Here is a 21,704-nt window from a genome sequence, read left to right on the forward strand (position 1 = left end):
GCGAAGCCATATGCTGCCTAGCATGACGAGTGAGCCGGAGCAGCAGATCGGAGTGGGGACGCAGGACGCGTTCCAGCGCCTGTGGACGCCCCACCGGATGGCATACATCCAGGGCGAGAACAAGCCGACCGGTCCGGGGGCCGACGACGGCTGCCCCTTCTGCTCGATCCCGGCGAAGTCCGACGAGGACGGACTGATCGTCCAGCGCGGTGCGCAGGTGTACGCGGTGCTGAACCTGTACCCGTACAACGGCGGCCACCTCATGGTCGTGCCCTACCGCCATGTCGCCGACTACACCGACCTCACCGAGCCCGAGACCGCGGAGCTGGCCGGGCTGACCAAGCAGGCGATGACGGCCCTGCGGACCGCGTCGGGCGCCCAGGGCTTCAACATCGGCATGAACCAGGGCTCGGTCGCCGGCGCGGGCATCGCCGCGCATCTGCACCAGCACATCGTCCCCCGCTGGGGCGGCGACACGAACTTCATGCCGGTGGTGGGGCACACGCGCGTGCTGCCGCAGCTGCTGGCCGACACGCGGAAGATGCTGGCGGACGCCTGGCCGACGGCGTGACGGTGCGGCGTTCCCGCCGCACCGCCCGCAGCCGTGGGCCTACGCGTCGTACAGATCCGCCTTGCGCGGCGTGGGGTCCTGCACCGCCGTGCTGAGGAACGCCGAGCGCGTACCGAACTTCTCGGTGTCCACGCCGTTCTCCTGAAGCACCCGGATCGCCGCCGAGTGGACCACCCGGAGCACCGGCGTGGCGGCGCGCAGCGCGTCGTCGGCCATGAACCGGTGCCGCCACGGCTTGGCGGCCCAGGCGTGCCGCAGGCCGAACGGCTCGGGCAGGGCCAGCGAGCCGCCGAGCCAGTTCAGCAGCGGCGGGTACCAGGTCAGCGGGGCCCGGGCGGCCAGCCGTACCACCTCGTCGGCGTCGACCAGCGGCAGCTTCACCGTCCGTGTCTCCCACCGCTTCAGGGACTTCTGCACCGACTTCTCCTTCGCCGCCGGCTTGGTGGTGAAGAGCGGGTGCACGGGACCCAGGGCGTGGCCGGTGACCTCGATGCGCAGCGTCTCGTAGAGCACGGTCACGGTGATCAGCATGGTGATCACGAGCTGACCGTCCCAGAGCGTCCACTGCACGCCCAGGTAGTGCCGGTCGCCGCTGCCGAACTGCTGCTTGTTGCAGATGTCCTGTATGGCGTGCGACTTGACCTGGTACGCCTCGACGTCCGTGCCCTCCGGCCGGGACACCTCCTTCGCGTTCTCGCCGATGGGCGTCACGATCCAGTGCCGTATCGAGGGCTTGGGGAAGCCGCCCGTGTTCAGCGGGCCGCGCTCCAGCATGCGCAACTGGTCGTGGATGGACCGTATGACGTCCCAGCTGCGGAACGGGTGGATCTCCCGGTCGGGATCGGCCCGGGCGAGGTCCTCCGCGAGCTGCCAGCTGCCCCAGCGGGTGCCCATGCCGAGTATGCCCTTGGGCCCGGCGTAGAAGACGGAGTTGGACTGCTGCTCGGCGCTGAGCCGGGCGAGGGCCTGGCGCAGCTGCTCGGCGGCGGTCTCGCCGGGGTTGCTCGGCACCGCCTCGGGCACCTTCGCGCCGACGCTGCTGCCCGCGAGCAGGCTGTCCCAGCGCTCCCGCAGGTCCTTCGCGGTGCGCTCGCAGATCAGCTTGGCCCAGAACCAGCCGATCACCGGCATGACCACCGCCGCGCGCGCGTACCAGGCCCAGAAGCCGGTGAACGGCATCCGGATCAGGAAGATCACCGCCAGCGCGCCCACCGCGACGAGCAGCGTGGTCGCGAGCGTCGAGGCCCGTCTGTCCTCGCGCCGGGCGATGGTCGTGCGCAGGGTGAAGACCAGCAGCCAGACCAGCAGCCCGGGCAGGAAGAGCAGACCGCACAGGACCATGACGATCGTGAGCAGATTGTCGCGCTCCCGGCGGATGCGGTTGGCCGCGAGACAGTGCTCGACGACGACCTGGGGCTCCGCACCGAAGGACTGGATCAGCGGTGCCCGGCCGGCGCCGAGCATACGGTCGACCACCGCCCGGGAGAACGCCTCACCGAGGTTGGGCCGGAAGATCCTCGCCCACTTCTGGCCCGGCTTCACGGTCGACTCGTGCCACTCGCTGTTCGCCTTGAGTATCTCCTCGACCTCGTTGTCCCGGTAGGCCGCCGAGGCCAGCGCGAACGTCGCCGTCTGTCCCTCGTCGCCCGTGCGCGGCACCTGCGGCCCGAAGATGTCCGCGTAACCGCTGTCAACGGTCATTCCCGCCCCCGATCGCCGCCACTGTCGCTCCTGCGGCTCTTCCCGACTTCCGTGCTCCGCACACCTGTTGATCAGGTCATCAGCGTATCCGCAGGCACCGACATGCGTCGGCGGACGGCCGAAGCCGCCCGCCGACCCGGAGACAACCGCCTCGTACAGGCCGCGCGCGTGCGCCCGATCGCAACCGCGCGGCCACGCACGCCTCTTGCGCGCCTCCTAGGACGCTTCCTGCTCCTGTTTCCGCACCCGCTCGGCGACTTGAGGGGGCATCGGCTCGTGCCGCGCGTAGCGCCGGCTGAACCGCGCGGTCCCGTGCGACAGCGAGCGCAGATCGACGGCGTACCGCCCGATCTCGATCTCGGGCACCTCGGCGCGTACGACAGTGCGCCCGCCGGCCGTCTGCTCGGTGCCCAGCACCCGGCCGCGCCGCCCGGACAGGTCGCTCATCACGGCGCCCACGTAGTCGTCGCCGACCAGCACGCTCACCTCGGCCACCGGCTCCAGCAGATGGATCCTCGCGTCGGCCGCGGCCTCCCGCAGCGCGAGCGCGCCCGCCGTCTGGAACGCGGCGTCCGAGGAGTCCACGGAGTGCGCCTTGCCGTCCAGCAGCGTGACCCGTACGTCGACGAGCGGGTATCCCGCGGCGACGCCCTTGGCGGCCTGCGCGCGGACGCCCTTCTCCACCGACGGGATGAACTGCCGTGGCACCGCGCCGCCGACGACCTTGTCGACGAACTCGATGCCCGAGCCGCCGGGCAGCGGCTCCACCTCGATCTCGCAGATGGCGTACTGCCCGTGCCCGCCGGACTGCTTGACGTGCCGCCCGCGTCCCGCCGACTTGTGCGCGAACGTCTCCCGCAGGGAGACCTTGTGCGGTACGACGTCGACCTGGACGCCGTACCGGCTGCGCAGCCGTTCCAGGGCGACGTCCGCGTGGGCCTCGCCCAGGCACCACAGGACCACCTGGTGGGTGTCCTGGTTCTGTTCCAGCCGCATGGTCGGGTCCTCGGCGACCAGCCGGGCCAGGCCCTGGGAGAGCTTGTCCTCGTCCGGTTTGCTGTGCGCCTGGATGGCGAGCGGCAGCAGCGGGTCGGGCATGTCCCAGGGCTCCATCAGGAGCGGGTCGTCCTTGGCGGAGAGGGTGTCGCCGGTCTCCGCGCGGTTCAGCTTCGCCACGCAGGCGAGATCACCGGCGACGCAGTGCGACACCGGGCGCTGCTGTTTGCCGAACGGCGTGGACAGGGCGCCGACGCGTTCGTCGACGTCGTGGTCCTCGTGGCCCCGGTCGGACAGTCCGTGCCCGGAGACGTGCACGGTCACGTCCGGGCGCAGGGTCCCGGAGAAGACGCGTACGAGCGAGACGCGGCCGACGTACGGGTCGGACGAGGTCCGCACGACCTCCGCGACCAGCGGCCCGTCGGGGTCGCAGGGCTTCAGCTCGCGCGGCCTGCCGTCGATGGTGGTGACCCGGGGCTGGTCGTGCTCCAGCGGGGTCGGGAACCCGCCGGTGATCAGCTCCAGCAGCTCGACCGTGCCGAGGCCCTGCCGGGCGCCGTCGGCGGCGGGCGCGGCGGCCAGGACGGGGAAGAACGTCCCGCGCGCGACAGCCCGCTCCAGGTCCTCCACGAGCGTCTTGACGTCGATCCGCTCACCGCCGAGGTAGCGGTCCATGAGGGTCTCGTCCTCGCTCTCCGAGATGATCCCCTCGATCAGCCGGTTGCGGGCCTCCTCGATCAGCGGCAGCTGGTCCTCGCCCGGCTCGGACTCCTTGCGCTCGCCGGTCGAGTAGTCGAACAGCTGCTGCGTCAGCAGCCCGATCAGCCCGGTCACGGGCGCGTGCCCGTCCGGTGCCTGCGGGCCGCGCAGCGGCAGGTAGAGCGGCAGTACGGCGTCGGGGTCGTCGGCTCCGAAGGCGTCCGCGCAGATCCGCGTCATCTCCTCGAAGTCCGCGCGGGCGGCCTCCAGGTGCGTGACGACGATGGCGCGCGGCATGCCGACGGCCGCGCACTCCTCCCACACCATGCGGGTCGAGCCGTCCACCCCGTCCGAGGCCGAGACGACGAAAAGGGCCGCGTCCGCCGCTCGCAGACCGGCCCGCAGTTCCCCGACGAAGTCGGCGTATCCGGGGGTGTCGAGAAGGTTGACCTTGATGCCGTTCCACTCGACCGGCACCAGGGAGAGCTGCACCGAGCGCTGCTGCCGGTGCTCGATCTCGTCGTAGTCGGAGACGGTGCCGCCGTCCTCCACGCGGCCCGCCCGGTTCACCGCCCCAGCGGTCAGTGCGAGGGCTTCTACCAATGTGGTCTTGCCCGCTCCGGAGTGGCCGACCAGCACCACATTCCGTACGGACGTGGGGTGGTCGGCCGCCACTGCCCTGCCGGCGGCTCCGGGGTGTGCGTTGGCCTTGTCGCCCATGATCCTGCCTCCCGTGCACGGTGAGGTCACTGTGGGCGCGGACACGCGGGACCCGCGTGCTGGGCGGCTCCGGCGACGCCCGCGATTCTTCGAGCTTTCCACTCTCGTCACGGTGCGTCCATACAAAGGACGCGAAGGCGCCAACCGGCGTCGGTTGCGGACCGCCCGAGGAGCCGCGGGTGCCGGGCGGTCACCCGCACGCGCGCGTGGCTACGATGGGCCAGCCGACGGCCAGCAGGGGCCGCGCGGCGCCAGCGACCCTCGGGAAGGCCATGCTGAACAAGTACGCGCGTGCATTCTTCACGCGTGTCCTCACACCGTTCGCCGCGTTTCTGATCCGCCGGGGCGTGAGCCCCGACACGGTCACGCTGATCGGCACCGCAGGCGTGATGGGGGGCGCACTGGCCTTCTACCCCCGGGGCGAGTTCTTCTGGGGCACGGTCGTCATCACGCTGTTCGTCTTCTCCGATCTCGTCGACGGCAACATGGCCCGCCAGCTGGGCCGCTCCAGCCGCTGGGGCGCCTTCCTGGACTCCACCCTGGACCGGGTCGCCGACGGCGCCATCTTCGGCGGCTTCGCCCTGTGGTACGCCGGTGGCGGCGACGACCTCGTCCTGTGCGCCGTCTCGATCTTCTGCCTGGTCAGCGGCCAGGTGGTGTCGTACACCAAGGCGCGCGGCGAGTCGATCGGCCTGCCGGTCGCCGTGAACGGGCTGGTCGAGCGCGCCGAGCGCCTGGTGATCTCGCTGGTCGCGGCCGGGCTCGCGGGCCTGCACGCGTTCGGCGTGCCAGGCATCGACGTGCTGCTGCCGATCGCCCTGTGGCTGGTCGCCGTGGGCAGCCTGATCACGCTGATCCAGCGGGTCGTCACGGTCCGCCGGGAGTCCGCCGAGGCGGAGGCGGCGGAGCGCGAGAACGCCGACAATGCCTCTCAGGGGAGGGAGACGGCGAAATGAGCGCTCGGGACACGCTGACGGACGCCCTGTACGGCCTGGGCTGGAGCACGGTGAAGAAGCTCCCCGAGCCGGTGGCCGCACGGCTCGGGAACACCGTGGCCGACGTGGCCTGGAAACAGCGCGGCAAGGGCGTACGGCGGCTGGAGAGCAACTACGCGCGCGTGGTGCCCGACGCCACCCCGGAGCGCCTGGCCGAGCTCACGCGCGCGGGCATGCGCTCGTACCTGCGCTACTGGATGGAGTCCTTCCGGCTCCCGGCCTGGAGCGCCGAACGCGTCAAGAGCGGCTTCGACCCCAAGGACCTGCACTTCCTGACCGACGGCCTGGCCTCCGGCAAGGGCGTGGTACTGGCGCTTCCGCACCTGGCCAACTGGGACCTGGCCGGCGCCTGGGCCACCACCGAGCTGGGCATCCCCTTCACCACGGTCGCCGAGCGCCTGAAGCCGGAGACGCTGTACGACCGTTTCGTCGCCTACCGCGCGGGCCTCGGCATGGAGGTCCTGCCGCACAACGGCGGCTCCGCCTTCGGCACCCTGGCCCGGCGGCTGCGTGACGGCGGCCTGGTCTGCCTGGTCGCCGACCGGGATCTGTCCGCCTCCGGCGTCGAGGTGCAGTTCTTCGGCGACACCGCGCGGATGCCGGCCGGACCGGCCCTGCTGGCCCAGCAGACCGGCGCCCTGCTGCTGCCGGCGACGCTCTGGTACGACGACTCACCCGTCATGCGGGGCCGCGTGCATCCCCCGATCGAGGTACCTCAGTCAGGTACCCGGGCCGAGAAGACGTCTGTCATGACACAGGCGCTGGCGGACGCCTTCGCCTCGGGGATCGCCGACCATCCGGAGGACTGGCACATGCTGCAGCGGTTGTGGCTCGAGGACCTCGACCCCGCGAAGGGGACTCCGTGAGGATCGGCATCGTCTGCCCGTACTCCTGGGACGTGCCAGGGGGCGTCCAATTCCACATCCGGGACCTGGCCGAGTACTTCATCCGCCTCGGGCACGAGGTGTCCGTCCTCGCCCCCGCCGACGACGACACCCCGCTCCCGCCGTACGTCGTCTCGGCCGGCCGCGCGGTCCCGGTGCCCTACAACGGCTCGGTGGCCCGGCTCAACTTCGGCTTCCTGTCGGCCGCACGGGTACGCCGCTGGCTGCACGACGGCGCCTTCGACGTGATCCACATCCATGAACCGGCGTCCCCGTCGCTGGGCCTGCTGACCTGCTGGGCCGCGCAGGGTCCGATCGTCGCCACCTTCCACACCTCCAACCCCCGCTCGCGCGCGATGATCGCCGCGTACGCGATCCTGCAGGCGGCGCTGGAGAAGATCAGCGCCCGGATCGCGGTCAGCGAGTACGCCCGCCGCACACTGGTCGAACACCTCGGCGGGGACGCCGTGGTGATCCCCAACGGCGTCGACGTCGACTTCTTCGCCAAGGCCGAGCCCAACCCCGCCTGGCACGGGGACACCATCGGCTTCGTCGGCCGCATCGACGAGCCCCGCAAGGGCCTGCCGGTGCTGATGCGGGCGCTGCCCAGGATCCTCGCCGAGCGGCCGCGGACACGGCTGCTGGTCGCGGGCCGCGGCGACGAGCGGCAGGCGGTGGAGTCGCTGCCCGCCGAGCTGCGCTCCCGGGTGGAGTTCCTCGGCATGGTCAGCGACGAGGACAAGGCCCGCTTCCTGCGCAGCGTCGACCTGTACGTGGCGCCCAACACCGGCGGCGAGAGCTTCGGGATCATCCTGGTGGAGGCGATGTCGGCGGGCGCGCCCGTGCTCGCCTCCGACCTGGACGCCTTCGCCCAGGTCCTCGACCACGGCGCGGCGGGGGAGCTGTTCGCCAACGAGGACGCGGACGCGCTGGCCGAGGCGGCGCTGCGGCTGCTGGGCGATCCCAAGCGCCGGGAGGAGCTGCGCGAGCGGGGCAGCGCGCACGTCCGCCGGTTCGACTGGTCGACCGTCGGCGCGGACATCCTGTCGGTCTACGAGACGGTGACGGACGGCACCACAGCGGTCGCTGCCGACGACCGTTCCGTCGGACTGTGGGGCCGGTTCGGACTGGCCCGCGACTGACTGATCCCACCCGAGTGACACCCCGGTAGCCTTGCCGCCCGTGACCGCAACCCTCATCTGGATCCTCGTCGCCCTCATCGCCATCGGCGTGTACCTGAGCTGGACGGCGGGCCGACTGGACCGGCTGCACGTCCGGATCGACGCCACTCGTGCCGCCCTGGACGCCCAGCTGCTGCGCCGCGCCTCCGTGGCGCAGGAACTGGCCACCTCCGGGGTGCTCGACCCGGCCGCCTCGATCGTCCTGTACGAGGCGGCCCACGCCGCCCGGCAGGCCGAGGAGGAGCAGCGGGAGGTCGCCGAGAGCGAGCTGAGCCAGGCCCTGCGCGCGGTGTTCGCCGACCCGCAGCAGGTCGAGGCGGTCCGGGAGGCGCCCGGGGGAGAGGCGGCGGCCCGGGAGCTGACCGAGGCGGTCCGCCGGGTGCCGATGGCCCGGCGCTTCCACAACGACGCGGTGGGGGCGGCCCGCAGGCTGCGCGAACACCGCAAGGTGCGCTGGTTCCGGCTGGCCGGTCACGCCCCCTTCCCGCTGGCCTTCGAGATGGACGACGAGCCGCCGACGGCCCTGGTGGACCGGGCCGCGTAGCCGCCGTACTCACAGAGCTGTCTGGCCCGCCGTACCGGAAAAACGATCCACCGGCTTCACATTGGCCCTTGCTGTGGCCTGCACACCTCACGTTTCCTCGGTGTTTGCAGAAACCCTCTTTCACTTCAGCGAGGTCACCCGTGTCCAGCACGCTCTCCGAGAACCAGGCCCCCGAGACCGGCACCGCCCGCGTGAAGCGCGGCATGGCCGAGCAGCTCAAGGGTGGCGTGATCATGGACGTCGTCACGCCGGAGCAGGCGAAGATCGCCGAGGACGCGGGCGCCGTCGCCGTCATGGCCCTGGAGCGGGTCCCGGCCGACATCCGCAAGGACGGCGGCGTGGCCCGGATGTCCGACCCGGACATGATCGAGGGCATCATCAACGCCGTGTCGATCCCGGTCATGGCCAAGTCCCGCATCGGCCACTTCGTCGAGGCCCAGGTCCTGCAGTCGCTCGGCGTCGACTACATCGACGAGTCCGAGGTCCTCACCCCCGCCGACGAGGTCAACCACTCCGACAAGTGGGCCTTCACCACCCCGTTCGTCTGCGGTGCCACCAACCTCGGTGAGGCCCTGCGCCGGATCGCCGAGGGCGCGGCCATGATCCGCTCCAAGGGCGAGGCGGGCACCGGCAACGTCGTCGAGGCCGTCCGCCACCTGCGCCAGATCAAGAACGAGATCGCCCGCCTGCGCGGCTACGACAACCACGAGCTGTACGCCGCCGCCAAGGAGCTGCGCGCCCCGTACGAGCTGGTCAAGGAGGTCGCCGAACTGGGCAAGCTGCCGGTCGTGCTGTTCTCCGCCGGTGGCGTGGCCACCCCCGCCGACGCCGCCCTGATGCGCCAGCTCGGCGCCGAGGGCGTCTTCGTCGGCTCCGGCATCTTCAAGTCCGGCGATCCGGCCAAGCGCGCCGCCGCCATCGTGAAGGCCACCACCTTCTACGACGACCCGAAGATCATCGCCGACGCGTCCCGCAACCTCGGCGAGGCCATGGTCGGCATCAACTGCGACACCCTCCCCGAGACCGAGCGCTACGCCAACCGCGGCTGGTAATCACGCCATGAGCAACGAAGCCCCTGTCATTGGCGTCCTGGCCCTCCAGGGCGACGTACGGGAGCACCTCATTGCCCTGGCCGCGGCCGACGCCGTGGCCAGGCCGGTGCGGCGCCCCGAGGAACTCGCCGAGGTCGACGGCCTCGTCATCCCCGGCGGCGAGTCCACCACCATCTCCAAGCTGGCCATCCTGTTCGGCGTGATGGAGCCCCTCCGCGCGCGCGTGCGGGACGGTATGCCCGTCTACGGCACCTGCGCGGGCATGATCATGCTCGCCGACAAGATCCTCGACCCGCGCTCGGGCCAGGAGACCGTCGGCGGCATCGACATGATCGTGCGCCGCAACGCCTTCGGGCGGCAGAACGAGTCCTTCGAGGCGGCGGTCGACGTCAAGGGCATCACGGGCGACCCCGTGGAAGGCGTCTTCATCCGCGCCCCCTGGGTCGAGTCCGTCGGCGCCCGGGCCGAGGTGCTCGCCGAGCACGACGGCCACATCGTCGCGGTCCGCCAGGGCAACGCGCTCGCCACGTCGTTCCACCCGGAACTGACCGGCGACCACCGCGTGCACAGCCTGTTCGTGGACATAGTGCGCGCGAACCGGACAGCCGAGTCCTTGTAGGATCTCTGGCGTTCGTTGCAGAGATGGGTTACGCGAAGGAGACAGGCAGATGTCCGGCCACTCTAAATGGGCCACGACGAAGCACAAGAAGGCCGTGATCGATGCCAAGCGCGGCAAGCTCTTCGCGAAGCTGATCAAGAACATCGAGGTCGCGGCCCGCATGGGCGGCGCCGACCCCGACGGTAACCCGACCCTCTACGACGCCATCCAGAAGGCCAAGAAGAGCTCGGTCCCGAACAAGAACATCGACTCCGCCGTCAAGCGCGGCGCGGGCCTGGAGGCCGGCGGCGCCGACTACGAGACGATCATGTACGAGGGCTACGGCCCGAACGGCGTCGCGGTGCTCATCGAGTGCCTCACCGACAACCGCAACCGCGCCGCCTCCGAGGTCCGCGTCGCCATGACCCGCAACGGCGGCTCCATGGCCGACCCGGGCTCGGTGTCGTACCTGTTCAACCGCAAGGGCGTCGTCATCGTCCCCAAGGGCGAGCTGACCGAGGACGAGGTCCTCATGGCCGTCCTGGACGCGGGTGCCGAAGAGGTCAACGACCTCGGCGAGAACTTCGAGGTCATCAGCGAGGCCACCGACCTGGTCGCGGTCCGCACGGCCCTGCAGGACGCCGGCATCGACTACGACTCCGCCGAGGCCAACTTCGTGCCGTCCGTCCAGGTCGAACTGGACGAGGAGGGCGCGAAGAAGATCTTCAAGCTGATCGACGCGTTGGAGGACAGCGACGACGTGCAGAACGTCTTCGCCAACTTCGACGTGAGCGACGAGATCATGGAGAAGGTCGGGGCGTAACGCCCTCGCACGAGCGCCACGGGCCGACGGGACACCCCGTCGGCCCGTCGCTTTGCCGGGCGTTGTACGGGGCGTTGTCGGTGGCACCCGATAGCCTGCACAAACAGGCGATCGAAGGGAGGGGCGCGTGCGCGTACTGGGGGTGGACCCAGGGCTGACCCGGTGCGGCGTCGGTGTCGTCGAGGGGGTTCCCGGGCGGCCGCTCACGATGCTCGGCGTCGGCGTCGTCCGTACGCCCGTCGACACGGACCTCGGCCGCCGCCTGGTCGCGATCGAGCAGGGCATCGAGCAGTGGCTCGACGAGCACCGGCCCGAATCCGTCGCCGTGGAGCGGGTGTTCAGCCAGCACAACGTCCGTACGGTGATGGGCACGGCCCAGGCCAGCGCCGTCGCCATGCTCTGCGCGGCCCGCCGTGGCATCCCCGTCGCCCTGCACACCCCCAGCGAGGTCAAGGCCGCCGTCACCGGCACCGGACGCGCCGACAAAGCACAGGTCGGCGCCATGGTCACCCGGCTGCTGCGGCTAGACGCACCGCCGAAACCGGCCGACGCCGCCGACGCCCTCGCGCTCGCCATCTGCCACATCTGGCGCGCCCCCGCCCAGAACCGCCTCCGGCAGGCCGTCGCCCTGCACACCGCACAAGCAACCGCATCGAAAGGCCGTACGGCATGATCGCCTTCGTCAGCGGCACGGTCGCCGCACTCGCTCCCGACGCCGCGGTGGTCGAGGTCGGCGGTGTCGGCATGGCCGTCCAGTGCACGCCCAACACGCTCTCGACGCTCCGTGTCGGCCGCCCCGCCAAGCTCGCCACCTCCCTCGTCGTACGGGAGGACTCCCTGACGCTGTACGGCTTCGCGGACGACGACGAGCGGCAGGTCTTCGAGCTGCTCCAGACCGCGAGCGGGGTCGGCCCCCGGCTCGCCCAGGCCATGCTCGCCGTGCACCCCCCGGACGCGCTGCGTCGCGCCGTCGCGACGGGCGACGAGAAGGCGCTCACCGCCGTCCCCGGCATCGGCAAGAAGGGCGCGCAGAAGCTGCTGCTGGAGCTGAAGGACCGGCTGGGCGAGCCGATCGGCGCCCCCGCGGTCGGCGCACCGGTCAGCACCGGCTGGCGCGACCAGTTGCACGCCGCCCTGATCGGCCTGGGATACGCCACCCGCGAGGCCGACGAGGCGGTCACCGCGGTCGCGCCCCAGGCCGAGGCCGCCGGGGGCACGCCCCAGGTGGGCCAGTTGCTGAAGGCGGCCCTGCAGACGCTGAACAGAGCGCGCTGAAGCGGCGGGCCCGCGTCTGAAGCGGCCTGCAACGCTGAAATGGCGTGCGACGCTGAAGCGGCCTGCAACGCTGAATCGGCCTGCGACGCTGAATGGCCTGCGACGCTGAAATCGGGCCCGCAAGGCTGAAACGGCCCGCGACCGCGGAAATGGCCCGCGATCGCGGAAATGGCCGCGACCGCGGAAACGGCCCGCAACGCGGAAACGGGCCCACGACCGCGAAAACGGCCTGAAACCGCCCCCGACGACCCATCCGACCGCAACCCCCGAGGCACACTCCATGAACTGGGACGACTCGACCGACACCCCCGCCCCCGAGCGGCTCGTCGGTGCGTCCGCCGACCGTGAGGACCAGGCCGTCGAGGCCGCGCTGCGGCCCAAGGACCTGGGCGAGTTCATCGGCCAGGAGAAGGTCCGCGAGCAACTCGACCTCGTCCTGCGCGCCGCACGCGCGCGGGGCGCCACCGCCGACCACGTGCTGCTCTCCGGCGCCCCCGGCCTCGGCAAGACCACCCTCTCCATGATCATCGCGGCCGAGATGGGCGCCCCGATCCGCATCACGTCCGGCCCCGCCATCCAGCACGCGGGCGATCTCGCCGCGATCCTCTCCTCCCTCCAGGAGGGCGAGGTCCTCTTCCTCGACGAGATCCACCGCATGTCCCGGCCCGCCGAGGAGATGCTGTACATGGCGATGGAGGACTTCCGCGTCGACGTCATCGTCGGCAAGGGCCCCGGCGCCACCGCCATCCCCCTGGAGCTGCCCCCGTTCACCCTGGTCGGCGCCACCACGCGCGCGGGCCTGCTGCCGCCCCCGCTGCGCGACCGCTTCGGCTTCACCGCGCACATGGAGTTCTACGAGCCCGCCGAGCTGGAGCGCGTCATCCACCGCTCGGCGAACCTGCTCGACGTCGAGATCGACACCGACGGAGCCGCCGAGATCGCCGGTCGCTCCCGGGGCACGCCCCGGATCGCCAACCGGCTGCTGCGCCGCGTCCGGGACTATGCGCAGGTCAAGGCGGACGGGTTCATCACGCGCGACATCGCGGCGGCGGCGCTCAAGGTCTACGAGGTCGACGCCCGTGGCCTGGACCGCCTCGACCGCGGCGTGCTCGAAGCGCTGCTGAAGCTCTTCGGCGGCGGACCGGTCGGTCTGTCCACACTCGCCGTGGCGGTGGGGGAGGAGCGCGAAACGGTGGAAGAGGTCGCCGAGCCGTTCCTCGTACGGGAGGGCCTGCTCGCCCGCACCCCGCGCGGCCGGGTCGCCACGCCCGCCGCCTGGGCGCATCTCGGCCTCACCCCGCCCCGCTCGGCCGCCGCGGGAAACGGACAACAGGACCTGTTCGGGACGTGACGGCAGGCATGACGGCGAGGGCATTGGCCGGACCAGGAACCCGGGTGCCATGCTGAGCGTTGTTCCATGCGCGCGGACTCGCTTAGACTCCGCCGATGCCGCCTTCCTCGGCGGCTGACATACCCCCATCCAACAGGCCGCCCACCTGCGCGGTCGTGCGAAGGAAACCGTCCCGTGAATAGCCTCGTGACCCTCCTCCCGTTCATCGTGCTCATCGGGGCCATGATCCTGATGACCCGCTCGGCCAAGAAGAAGCAGCAGGCCGCCGTCGACATGCGGAACCAGATGCAGCCCGGTTCCGGAGTCCGCACCATCGGGGGCATGTACGCAACGGTCAAGGAGGTCAACGAGGACACGGTCCTCCTCGACGCCGGCCCGGGCGTCGAGCTGCTCTTCGCCAAGAACTCCATCGGCGCGGTGCTCTCCGACGACGAGTACAACCGCATCGTGCACGGCATCGAGCACGACCTGAAGGCCGACGCGGACACCGTCCCCGACGACGCCTCCTCCCTCACCGAGACCGACGAGCCCGTCGACGCCGCCCCCTCCGACGAGAAGTCCGTCGACCTCGGCAAGAAGGACGCGGACGAGGAGCCCGCCGCCGCCGAGGCGAGGAAGGGCGAGGAGCCGAAGAAGACCGACGGTGACGCCGAGGCGAAGTAGTCATGTCCCGGTGCGCGCGGGCCGGGCTCGCGTGCCCGGGACGGGCGCATCCCGCACGGGATCCCGACACCATGTCATGGCCGCCCGCCCGCTGACCCGGAGTGAGGCGGCCCGAGAGGGAGTACGAGAAGGTGGCAGCACCTAAAAAGGGCCGGAGCGCGAGCGCTCAGAGCAAGCCATGGCGCTCGCTGGTCCTGATTCTGATCGCCATCGTGGCGCTCACCGGGGGAATGTTCGCCTCCGGACACACCACTCCGCGTCTCGGCATCGACCTGGCCGGTGGTACGAGCATCACGCTCGGGGCTGTTCCCGAGGACGGCAACGAGGCCGCGATCAACCCGACCAACATGAAGACCGCGGTCGACATCATGGAGCGCCGCGTCAACGGTCTGGGTGTCTCGGAGGCCGAGGTCCAGACGCAGGGCGATCGCAACATCATCGTCAACATTCCCAAGGGCACCAACTCACAGCAGGCCCGGGAACAGGTCGGCACCACCGCCAAGCTCTACTTCCGCCCGGTCCTGGCCACCGAGCCCTCCGCCGGCAGCGCCACGCCGAACCCCTCGCCCAGCGCCTCCTCCAGCGCCCCCTCCGGCGACAAGGACAAGGCCACCGGCTCGGCGAGCCCCTCCGCCTCGGACTCCGCGAGCCAGAGCGCCACCCCCTCGGCCACCGCCACCACCCAGGGCCGTGCCGTCACGGACGCCCTGAAGGACGACCCCACCCCCTCGGCGACCGGCTCCGGCTCTCCCAGCCCCTCCCCGTCGGCCACCGGCGGCGCCACCGGCGACGCCGACAGCAAGCTCCAGGCGGAGTACGCGGCGCTGGACTGCAGCAAGCAGGACGTCCGCGCCACCACCGGTGAGGGCGCCAAGCCGACCGACTCCACCGTGGGCTGCGGCCAGATCCAGGGCGTCTGGTACAAGTACCTGCTCGGCCCGGCCGCCGTCGACGGCACCGACGTCGACGACGCCCAGGCCGTCTACGACACCCAGAGCGGCGCCGGCTGGAAGGTCCAGATGGACTTCACCGACGCCGGTGGCAAGAAGTTCGCCGACATCACCGGCAAGCTCGCGCAGAACCCGTCCCCGCAGAACCAGTTCGGCATCGTCCTCGACGGCGAGGTCGTCTCCAGCCCCTACGTCAACCAGTCGATCACCGGCGGCAACGCCGAGATCTCCGGCAGCTTCACGCAGGAGGAGGCCCAGGGCCTCGCCAACATGCTGTCGTACGGCGCCCTGCCGCTGACCTTCCGCGAGGAGAGCGTCACCACGGTGACCGCGGCGCTCGGCGGCGACCAGCTGCAGGCCGGTCTGATCGCGGGCGCCATCGGTCTCGCCCTGGTCGTGCTCTACCTGCTGGTCTACTACCGCGGCCTGTCGTTCATCGCGATCCTGTCGCTGCTCGTCTCCGCCGCCCTCACGTACACGATCATGTCGCTGCTCGGCCCGGCCATCGGCTTCGCGCTGAACCTGCCGGCCGTCTGCGGTGCCATCGTCGCCATCGGCATCACGGCGGACTCGTTCATCGTGTACTTCGAACGGGTCCGGGACGAGATCCGCGAGGGCCGCTCGCTGCGCCCCGCCGTCGAGCGGGCCTGGCCGCGCGCCCGGCGCACCATCCTGGTCTCCGACTTCGTTTCGTTCCTCGCCGCCGCGGTGCTCTTCATCGTCACCGTCGGCAAGGTCCAGGGCTTCGCCTTCACGCTCGGCCTGACCACCCTGCTCGACGTGGTCGTGGTGTTCCTCTTCACCAAGCCGCTGCTGACCCTGATGTCCCGCCGCGACTTCTTCGCGAGCGGCCACAAGTGGTCCGGCCTCGACCCGAAGAGCCTGGGTGCCAAGCCGCCGCTGCGCCGCACCCGCCGTCCCGTCGCCCCCGTCGAAACGAAGGAGGCGTGAGATGTCGAAGCTCGGCAAGCTCGGCGCCCGACTGCACCACGGCGAGGTCGGCTACGACTTCGTCAAGAACCGCAAGATCTGGTACGGCATCTCCATCCTGATCACCATCACGGCCATCGTCGGCCTGGCGGTGCGCGGCCTGCACATGGGCATCGAGTTCCAGGGCGGTGCCGTCTTCACCACCCCGAAGACGTCCGTCTCGGTCTCCCAGGCCGAGGAGTACGCGGAGGAGGCCTCCGGGCACGACGCGATCGTCCAGCAGCTCGGCAACGGCAGCCTCCGCATCCAGATCGCGGGCATCGACACGGGCCAGGCGGACCGGATCAACGCGGCGCTGGCCGAGGACATGAAGGTCGACGCCGAGAAGATCAACGCCGAACTGGTCGGCCCCAGCTGGGGCGAGCAGATCGCCAACAAGGCCTGGCAGGGTCTTGGGATCTTCCTGGTCCTTGTCGTGATCTATCTGGCGATCGCCTTCGAATGGCGTATGGCGATCGCCGCGTTCGTCGCCCTGATCCACGACATCACCATCACGGTCGGCATCTACGCCCTCGTGGGCTTCGAAGTCACACCGGGCACGGTGATCGGTCTGCTGACGATCCTCGGTTACTCGCTGTACGACACGGTCGTCGTCTTCGACAGCCTCAAGGAACAGACCAAGGACATCACCAAGCAGACCCGCTGGACCTACAGCGACATCGCCAACCGCTCCATCAACAGCACGCTGGTCCGCTCGGTCAACACCACGGTGGTCGCGCTGCTGCCGGTGGCGGGCCTGCTGTTCATCGGTGGCGGTGTGCTCGGCGCCGGCATGCTCAACGACATCTCGCTGTCGCTGTTCGTCGGCCTCGCCGCGGGTGCGTACTCCTCGATCTTCATCGCCACGCCGCTCGTCGCCGACCTCAAGGAGCGCGAGCCGCAGTTGAAGGCGCTGAGGAAGCGGGTCCTCGCCAAGCGGGCCCAGAGCGCCGACCAGGGCGAGACGATGGCCGTCGACGGCGTGGGCGAGCCGCTCGCCGACGAGCCGGAGGACGCCGCTCCCGCAGTCGTCGGGCCGCGCAACCAGCCCGCGTCCCGCACGCGCGGCCGCGGCCGACCCTCGGGGAAGCGCCGATGACCGACATCAGGGAGCTGCTGCTCAGCCGTATCCGTGACGTGGCTGACTACCCCGAGCCGGGCGTGATGTTCAAGGACATCACCCCGCTCCTGGCGGACCCCGCGGCGTTCACCGCGCTGACGGACGCGCTGGCCGAGACCGTGGAGCACACCGGCGCCACGAAGGTCGTCGGCCTGGAGGCCCGCGGCTTCATCCTCGGCGCCCCGGTCGCCGTGCGGGCCGGCGTCGGCTTCGTCCCCGTGCGCAAGGCGGGCAAGCTCCCCGGAGCGACGCTGCGCCAGGCGTACGACCTGGAGTACGGCTCGGCGGAGATCGAGGTGCACGCCGAGGACCTCACCGAGCGCGACCGTGTCCTGGTCGTCGACGACGTCCTCGCCACCGGCGGCACGGCGGAGGCCTCCCTGGAGCTCATCCGCCGGGCCGGCGCCGAGATCGCAGGCCTGGCCGTGCTGATGGAACTCGCCTTCCTGAACGGCCGTACCCGCCTGGAACCGGCTCTGGCCGGGGCCCCGCTGGAGGCCCTGCTCACGGTCTGACGGACAGCATCCTGCCTGTGGAGGCGCCCCTCACCACCGCAGGGGCGCCTCCGCTGCTTCGCATACGGGTGGGGCCGAGGAATCCGGTGGCCGTCTCAGGCGTTGCTCGGGTAGACGGCCCTCACTTCGGCCTGAAGGCGATCCTGGAGCTCAGGATCGCTACCATGGGGTCTCCGGAGCCTGACCGGGGGACCCGGATCGCGCACGAGGAGCCCTCTTGCCAGACGAGGCCCAGCACCTGACCGCCGCCAAGCCCGAGCGCGCCTCGGACCCCGCGGCAAAGCCCGCGCAGCACGCCAAGAACGACACGCGCGGGTCGGTCGAGCACGCCCAGTCCGCTCCCGTCGCGAACGCCGCCGAGCAGTCGCGTCCCAAGCCGACCCCTCCCGAGCTCCCCCAAGGGCCTTCGACAAGCTCCGGTCCAGGGGGGACCCCCATCGCGCCCAAGCCCCCGATCCGGCCCGCCGCGACGCCCCAGACGCCCCGCTCCGGCTCCTCCAACCGCGTCCGCGCCCGCCTGGCCCGCCTCGGCGTCCAGCGCGCCAACCCGTACAACCCGGTCCTGGAGCCCCTGCTGCGGATAGTCCGCAGCAACGACCCCAAGATCGAGACGTCGACGCTGCGCCAGATCGAGAAGGCGTACCAGGTCGCCGAGCGCTGGCACCGCGGCCAGAAGCGCAAGAGCGGCGACCCGTACATCACGCACCCCCTCGCGGTGACCACGATCCTCGCCGAGCTGGGCATGGATCCGGCCACCCTGATGGCGGGCCTGCTGCACGACACCGTCGAGGACACCGAGTACGGCCTGGAGGACCTGCGCCGCGACTTCGGCGACGTGGTCGCCCTGCTGGTCGACGGCGTCACCAAGCTGGACAAGGTCAAGTTCGGCGAGGCCGCGCAGGCCGAGACCGTGCGCAAGATGGTCGTCGCCATGGCCAAGGACCCGCGCGTCCTGGTCATCAAGCTCGCCGACCGCCTGCACAACATGCGCACCATGCGCTACCTCAAGCGTGAGAAGCAGGAGAAGAAGGCGCGCGAGACCCTGGAGATCTACGCGCCGCTCGCCCACCGCCTCGGCATGAACACCATCAAGTGGGAACTGGAGGACCTCGCCTTCGCGATCCTCTACCCCAAGATGTACGACGAGATCGTACGACTGGTGGCCGAGCGGGCACCGAAGCGTGACGAGTATCTGGCCATAGTGACCGACGAGGTCCAGCAGGACCTGCGTGCCGCCCGCATCAAGGCGACGGTCACCGGCCGCCCGAAGCACTACTACAGCGTTTACCAGAAGATGATCGTCCGCGGCCGTGACTTCGCGGAGATCTACGACCTGGTGGGCATTCGGGTACTCGTCGACACCGTACGCGACTGTTACGCCGCCCTCGGCACCGTGCACGCGCGATGGAATCCGGTCCCCGGCCGGTTCAAGGACTACATCGCGATGCCCAAGTTCAACATGTACCAGTCGCTGCACACGACGGTGATCGGCCCCAACGGCAAGCCGGTCGAACTCCAGATCCGTACGTTCGACATGCACCGCCGCGCCGAGTACGGCATCGCCGCGCACTGGAAGTACAAGCAGGAGGCCGTCGCCGGCGCCTCCAAGGTCCGCACCGACGCGCCGAAGGCACCGGCCGGCAAGGCCGGAAAGGACGCGGCCGCCATCAACGACATGGCGTGGCTGCGGCAGCTCCTGGACTGGCAGAAGGAGACCGAGGACCCCAGCGAGTTCCTGGAGTCGCTGCGCTTCGACCTCTCCCGCAACGAGGTCTTCGTCTTCACCCCCAAGGGCGACGTCATCGCGCTCCCGGCGGGTGCCACTCCCGTGGACTTCGCGTACGCCGTCCACACCGAGGTCGGTCACCGCACCATAGGGGCGCGGGTCAACGGCCGGCTCGTACCGCTCGAATCCACCCTGGACAACGGCGACCTGGTGGAGGTCTTCACCTCCAAGGCGCCCGGCGCGGGCCCCTCCCGCGACTGGCTCGGCTTTGTGAAGTCGCCGCGCGCCCGCAACAAGATCCGGGCGTGGTTCTCCAAGGAGCGCCGGGACGAGGCGATCGAGCAGGGCAAGGACGCCATCGTCCGCGCCATGCGCAAGCAGAACCTGCCGATCCAGCGCATCCTCACCGGCGACTCCCTCGTCACGCTCGCGCACGAGATGCGCTACCCGGACATCTCCGCGCTGTACGCGGCGATCGGCGAGGGGCATGTCTCCGCGCAGAACGTCGTGCAGAAGCTCGTCCAGGCCTTCGGCGGCGAGGAGGCGGCCACCGAGGAGATCGACGAGAGCGTGCCGCCGTCGCGCGGACGCGGCCGCAAACGCCGCACCAGCGCCGACCCGGGCGTGGTCGTCAAGGGCGTCGAGGACGTGTGGGTCAAGCTGGCCCGCTGCTGCACGCCCGTCCCCGGCGACCCGATCATCGGTTTCGTCACACGCGGTAGCGGCGTATCGGTTCACCGCAGCGACTGTGTGAACGTGGAGTCACTGTCCCGCGAGCCCGAGCGCATCCTCGACGTCGAGTGGGCGCCCACCCAGTCCTCGGTCTTCCTGGTCGCCATCCAGGTCGAGGCCCTGGACCGCTCCCGGCTGCTGTCGGACGTCACGCGCGTGCTGTCCGACCAGCACGTCAACATCCTCTCCGCGGCCGTCCAGACCTCCCGCGACCGCGTCGCCACCTCCCGCTTCACCTTCGAGATGGGCGACCCGAAGCATCTCGGCCACGTCCTGAAGGCGGTCCGGGGTGTCGAGGGCGTCTACGACGTGTACCGGGTGACGTCGGCGCGCAGCCGGTCGTAGGACCGCATACGACGAGAAGGGCCCGTACCTCGCGAGGTACGGGCCCCTCTCACCTGCGCGACCTCAGCCGCCGAACTCCTGCAGACCCTTCAGAGCCTGGTCCAGCAGCGCCTGGCGGCCCTCCAGCTCCTTTTCGAGCTTGTCGGCCTTGGCGTTGTTGCCCTGGGCGCGCGCCTGCTCGATCTGCTTCTTGAGCTTGTCGACCGCGGCCTGGAGCTGGCCGGTCAGACCCTCGGCACGCGCGCGTGCCTCCGGGTTCGTCCGGCGCCACTCGGTCTCCTCGGCCTCCTGGATGGCCCGCTCCACGGCGTGCATCCGGCCCTCGACCTTCGGCCGGGCGTCGCGCGGCACATGGCCGATGGCCTCCCAGCGCTCGTTGATCGTGCGGAAGGCGGCCCGCGCGGCCTTCAGGTCGGTCACGGGGAGGATCTTCTCGGCCTCCTCGGCCAGCTCCTCCTTGAGCTTGAGGTTCTCCGCCTGCTCCGCGTCCCGCTCGGCGAAGACCGAGCTGCGGGCGGCGAAGAAGACGTCCTGGGCGCCGCGGAAGCGGTTCCACAGATCGTCCTCGTGCTCGCGCTGGGCGCGCCCCGCGGCCTTCCACTCCGCCATCAGCTCGCGGTAGCGCGCGGCCGTCGGACCCCAGTCCGTCGAGCTCGACAGCTCCTCGGCCTCGGCGACCAGCCGCTCCTTGGTCTTGCGGGCCTCCTCGCGCTGCGCGTCCAGCTGCGCGAAGTGCGCCTTGCGGCGCTTGGAGAACGCCGATCGGGCGTGTGAGAAGCGGTGCCAGAGCTCGTCGTCCGACTTGCGGTCCAGCCGCGGCAGCCCCTTCCAGGTGTCCACCAGGGCCCGCAGCCGCTCGCCGGCCGCCCGCCACTGGTCGGACTGGGCCAGCTGCTCCGCCTCGGCGACCAGCGCCTCCTTGGCGTGCCGGGCCTCGTCGGTCTGCCGTGCCCGCTGGGCCTTGCGCTCCTCGCGGCGCGCCTCGACGGTCTGGACGAGCTTGTCCAGCCGGGCCCGCAGCGCGTCCAGATCGCCGACGGCGTGGTGCGCGTCGACCTGCTCGCGCAGATGGTCGATGGCCGCCATCGCGTCCTTCGCCGACAGGTCGGTGGTCTGCACTCGCTTCTCGAGGAGGCCGATCTCGACAACCAGGCCCTCGTACTTGCGCTCGAAATAGGCCAACGCTTCCTCGGGGGAGCCGGCCTGCCAGGAACCGACGACCTTCTCGCCGTCGGCCGTACGCACGTACACGGTCCCCGTCTCGTCGACGCGGCCCCACGGGTCGCTGCTCACA

General features: G+C 70.7%; 19 protein-coding genes. 16 read left to right on the forward strand and 3 right to left on the reverse strand.

Translation table 11 applies throughout. The annotated features are described in order from the left end of the window. The first annotated feature begins 22 nt into the window (after positions 1–22). Positions 23–571 (forward strand): HIT domain-containing protein, encoded by a 549-nt coding sequence (locus KWI83_RS07405; protein WP_218513466.1) that lies wholly within the window; start codon positions 23–25, stop codon positions 569–571. A gap of 39 nt (positions 572–610) precedes the next feature. On the opposite strand, the gene KWI83_RS07410 is transcribed toward KWI83_RS07405, so the two are convergent. Continuing rightward, positions 611–2,272: a hypothetical protein gene (locus KWI83_RS07410; protein ID WP_218513467.1), complete on the reverse strand. Its 1,662-nt coding sequence runs from the start codon at positions 2,270–2,272 to the stop codon at positions 611–613. Between the two features lie 216 nt (positions 2,273–2,488). Continuing rightward, positions 2,489–4,687 (reverse strand): elongation factor G-like protein EF-G2, encoded by a 2,199-nt coding sequence (locus tag KWI83_RS07415; RefSeq protein ID WP_218513468.1) that lies wholly within the window; start codon positions 4,685–4,687, stop codon positions 2,489–2,491. Positions 4,688–4,902: 215 nt separating this feature from the next. Between KWI83_RS07415 and pgsA the strand changes: the two genes are divergently transcribed. The 15 genes from pgsA (at position 4,903) to KWI83_RS07490 (ending at position 20,410) form a co-directional block, all read left to right on the forward strand. After that, positions 4,903–5,643 (forward strand): phosphatidylinositol phosphate synthase, encoded by a 741-nt coding sequence (gene pgsA / locus KWI83_RS07420; protein ID WP_218513469.1) that lies wholly within the window; start codon positions 4,903–4,905, stop codon positions 5,641–5,643. Beyond that, positions 5,640–6,548 (forward strand): phosphatidylinositol mannoside acyltransferase, encoded by a 909-nt coding sequence (locus KWI83_RS07425; protein ID WP_218513470.1) that lies wholly within the window; start codon positions 5,640–5,642, stop codon positions 6,546–6,548. The genes pgsA and KWI83_RS07425 overlap by 4 nt, the downstream gene beginning before the upstream one ends. Further along, the gene (locus KWI83_RS07430) at positions 6,545–7,708 is read left to right on the forward strand and encodes a glycosyltransferase family 4 protein (RefSeq protein WP_218513471.1); all 1,164 of its coding nucleotides are present in this window, start codon (positions 6,545–6,547) and stop codon (positions 7,706–7,708) included. Before KWI83_RS07425 ends, KWI83_RS07430 begins: the two co-directional genes overlap by 4 nt. Before the next feature lie 40 nt (positions 7,709–7,748). Continuing rightward, positions 7,749–8,291 (forward strand): hypothetical protein, encoded by a 543-nt coding sequence (locus KWI83_RS07435; protein WP_218513472.1) that lies wholly within the window; start codon positions 7,749–7,751, stop codon positions 8,289–8,291. Positions 8,292–8,431: 140 nt separating this feature from the next. Beyond that, a complete protein-coding gene (pdxS, locus tag KWI83_RS07440; protein ID WP_218513473.1) occupies positions 8,432–9,343 on the forward strand; it encodes a pyridoxal 5'-phosphate synthase lyase subunit PdxS in 912 nt (303 codons plus the stop codon). Positions 9,344–9,350: 7 nt separating this feature from the next. Next, on the forward strand, positions 9,351–9,962 hold the full coding sequence (gene pdxT / locus KWI83_RS07445) for a pyridoxal 5'-phosphate synthase glutaminase subunit PdxT (RefSeq protein ID WP_218513474.1): 612 nt from the start codon (positions 9,351–9,353) through the stop codon (positions 9,960–9,962). Positions 9,963–10,011: 49 nt separating this feature from the next. Then, on the forward strand, positions 10,012–10,764 hold the full coding sequence (locus KWI83_RS07450; RefSeq protein WP_218513475.1) for a YebC/PmpR family DNA-binding transcriptional regulator: 753 nt from the start codon (positions 10,012–10,014) through the stop codon (positions 10,762–10,764). A 127-nt stretch (positions 10,765–10,891) separates the two neighbouring features. After that, on the forward strand, positions 10,892–11,437 hold the full coding sequence (gene ruvC, locus KWI83_RS07455) for a crossover junction endodeoxyribonuclease RuvC (RefSeq protein ID WP_218513476.1): 546 nt from the start codon (positions 10,892–10,894) through the stop codon (positions 11,435–11,437). Further along, positions 11,434–12,039, forward strand: coding sequence for a Holliday junction branch migration protein RuvA (ruvA, locus tag KWI83_RS07460; RefSeq protein WP_218513477.1), 606 nt, complete (start codon positions 11,434–11,436; stop codon positions 12,037–12,039). The genes ruvC and ruvA overlap by 4 nt, the downstream gene beginning before the upstream one ends. Positions 12,040–12,319: 280 nt before the next feature. Next, positions 12,320–13,390, forward strand: coding sequence for a Holliday junction branch migration DNA helicase RuvB (ruvB, locus tag KWI83_RS07465; protein ID WP_218513478.1), 1,071 nt, complete (start codon positions 12,320–12,322; stop codon positions 13,388–13,390). A gap of 174 nt (positions 13,391–13,564) precedes the next feature. Next, on the forward strand, positions 13,565–14,053 hold the full coding sequence (yajC, locus tag KWI83_RS07470; protein WP_308121996.1) for a preprotein translocase subunit YajC: 489 nt from the start codon (positions 13,565–13,567) through the stop codon (positions 14,051–14,053). A 131-nt stretch (positions 14,054–14,184) separates the two neighbouring features. Next, the gene (secD, locus tag KWI83_RS07475; protein ID WP_218513480.1) at positions 14,185–15,954 is read left to right on the forward strand and encodes a protein translocase subunit SecD; all 1,770 of its coding nucleotides are present in this window, start codon (positions 14,185–14,187) and stop codon (positions 15,952–15,954) included. Between the two features lies 1 nt (position 15,955). Beyond that, positions 15,956–17,071, forward strand: a complete 1,116-nt coding sequence (gene secF, locus KWI83_RS07480) for a protein translocase subunit SecF (protein ID WP_218513481.1) — start codon at positions 15,956–15,958, stop codon at positions 17,069–17,071. After that, positions 17,068–17,607 carry an adenine phosphoribosyltransferase gene (locus KWI83_RS07485; RefSeq protein ID WP_218513482.1) on the forward strand — a complete coding sequence of 180 codons (540 nt, stop codon included), beginning with the start codon at positions 17,068–17,070 and terminating at the stop codon, positions 17,605–17,607. Before secF ends, KWI83_RS07485 begins: the two co-directional genes overlap by 4 nt. 217 nt (positions 17,608–17,824) lie before the next feature. Then, the gene (locus tag KWI83_RS07490) at positions 17,825–20,410 is read left to right on the forward strand and encodes a bifunctional (p)ppGpp synthetase/guanosine-3',5'-bis(diphosphate) 3'-pyrophosphohydrolase (RefSeq protein ID WP_218513483.1); all 2,586 of its coding nucleotides are present in this window, start codon (positions 17,825–17,827) and stop codon (positions 20,408–20,410) included. A gap of 63 nt (positions 20,411–20,473) precedes the next feature. Here the strand turns inward: KWI83_RS07490 and KWI83_RS07495 are convergent, their stop codons facing one another. After that, positions 20,474–21,703, reverse strand: coding sequence for a DUF349 domain-containing protein (locus tag KWI83_RS07495; RefSeq protein ID WP_218513484.1), 1,230 nt, complete (start codon positions 21,701–21,703; stop codon positions 20,474–20,476). Between the last annotated feature and the right edge of the window lies 1 nt (position 21,704).

This window comes from Streptomyces sp. TRM70350 (assembly GCF_019219825.1).
Lineage (GTDB): Bacteria > Actinomycetota > Actinomycetes > Streptomycetales > Streptomycetaceae > Streptomyces.